The organism is Caballeronia sp. INML2 (assembly GCF_023631365.1).
Classification (GTDB): domain Bacteria; phylum Pseudomonadota; class Gammaproteobacteria; order Burkholderiales; family Burkholderiaceae; genus Caballeronia; species Caballeronia turbans.
The window spans coordinates 1-1,863 of sequence record NZ_JALQDH010000169.1 but is presented as its reverse complement, the minus strand read 5'-3'; the positions used below and the strand labels follow the sequence as shown (position 1 = coordinate 1,863).

Sequence of the window (1,863 nt, the reverse complement as noted above, 5' to 3'; positions counted from 1 at the left end):
CACGTTTTGTGGATCTCGCCGGTGTGCGCATCGGTGATGGTCGGACCTGCGCCGAAATCAACCTGCGCGGCTTCTGCTAATCAGAAGGAGCGCGTGATGAGAAGGAAGCGGTCCACCTTCCGGAATCTGCTGGCCGGTAGGCCGCATGACCTTCTCATTATGGGCGTGTGCCCTTCACAGCGATTCGAGCCAGGTCAGCAACTCCGGATTCCTCTTCCAACGCGGCGGCAGCCCGGGCTTTGTTGAGGGGTCAACCTGCTCGAGCGCTTTTCGCTTGGTATCGAGATTGGCTCGAGCGTAGTGATTGGTCGTATCCAGTCGCGCGTGTCCGAGGTAGCTGCGGATCACCGTCACGTCAACACCGGCAGCGACGAGCTGAACTCCGACGCTGTGACGCCACGTGTGCGGCGTGATCCGCTTTGTCGCGAGCGATGGCATGTGCTGCGAAGCTGACTGAACGTACTGCTTGAGCTTGAAGCGAACCCCGGCTGCACTGAGCGGCTGGCCATATCGATTGACGAAGATAGGCTCGTCACCCTCACGCGGCTGTCGCCTGAGCAGCGCCTTGATTATCGCGACCGTTTCCGGCCACAAGGGACAGATACGACACTTTCGTCCTTTGCCGAACAGCTCTACTTGTGCAGCAGATTCAAAGCGGATGGCTCGTGGACACACATCCAGCGCCTCCTGAATTCGTGCTCCCGTGTTGTACAGGAACGCGAGCAACGCGTGATCCCTCAGCCCTTCCAGGCTCGATTGGTCGGGCTCTTGAAGGACCGCTGCAATCTCCTCGGCATCCATGTAACACATGACGGGCCGGGACGTCTTCTTTACCGGAATCTGTGCGATCTTTGTGCATTGCGCAATCGCAAGAGGCTCGCGATGGGCGACGAAAGCAAAGAAGCTGTGGATAGCGGCAAGACGACAGTTGCGCGTGCCGATGGACACCTTTCTGTCCTTCTCGAGATAATCGAGGAACGCGAGCACCTCGCTGGCCTGCAGGTCCGCCAACGACAACTGCGTGATCTGCCGTCGCCCACGGCTGGCAGTAAATTGAAGGAACATCTTCCACGTGTCGCGATATGAGCATATGGGTCAGGTTTCAGTCGGCGTTGACAGATATGGGTACATCTCGAACTTCCTCTTCAAGCCACCCTCCGGAGCAAATGCGTGCCAGGAGGGTAGCGGTTGGCGAAGTTCGAGCGCCCGACTCGGACGCCAGTGGCGCCTTTACGGCGAAAATCTACCGGCGCCTATATGCCGAAAGACTTGTGGCGCCTAAACGCCGAAAAGTCCCTGGCGCCTTACGCCGAAAACGGTTTGGCACCTTAACGGCGAAAGTTCACAAGCAGTGGCTTTGTGCAGTTCCTGCGCACTATCGACGCTACCGTACTGCCCGATCTGAACGTCCATCTGGTGATGGACAACTACGTTAAGTATAGGACGCCCTCGATCAAGAACTGGTTCGCACGTCATCCGCGCTTTCATGTGCACTTCACTCCGACTTCTGCTTCCTGGCTCTGACCTGCCTGAAGATTTTCGGACCGGTTGAAACTTGAGAGAATGGCTTCCAACGGAGAAATGGAAGTCAATGTCGTGCGTACGTCGCTCAGCAATGCCCTGTGCCAGCGGCAGCATGGCTGCGTGCGATCCAGCGCCTGAATTTGACCCTTCTCGTCCACGCACAGCACGGACCTCGTCCGAGGCTCCGTCTGATCTTTTCGGTCTTACGCTACCTGCGCATAGTGCTCCTCGATGCCCGCGGCCAACTGCGTCACCAGCCGGTTCATCGCTACCTGCGTACGCCATGCGACGTGCGGCGTTACGATCAAGTCGGCTCGGGGATTGCGCAGCAGCGGATGA

General features: G+C 58.2%; 1 protein-coding gene and 2 pseudogenes. 1 reads left to right on the top strand and 2 read right to left on the bottom strand.

Annotated elements, in window-relative coordinates:
• Positions 1–174: 174 nt before the first annotated feature.
• Positions 175–1,011 (bottom strand): tyrosine-type recombinase/integrase, encoded by an 837-nt coding sequence (locus NCT32_RS36755; RefSeq protein ID WP_250491537.1) that lies wholly within the window; start codon positions 1,009–1,011, stop codon positions 175–177.
• A 324-nt stretch (positions 1,012–1,335) separates the two neighbouring features.
• On the opposite strand from NCT32_RS36755, the pseudogene NCT32_RS36750 reads away from it, so the two are divergent.
• Positions 1,336–1,521: pseudogene (locus NCT32_RS36750) on the top strand (transposase); the annotation flags it as partial.
• Positions 1,522–1,581: 60 nt separating this feature from the next.
• Here NCT32_RS36750 and NCT32_RS37800 read toward each other — a convergent pair.
• Positions 1,582–1,706: pseudogene (locus NCT32_RS37800) on the bottom strand (IS630 family transposase); the annotation flags it as partial.
• Positions 1,707–1,863: the final 157 nt, after the last annotated feature.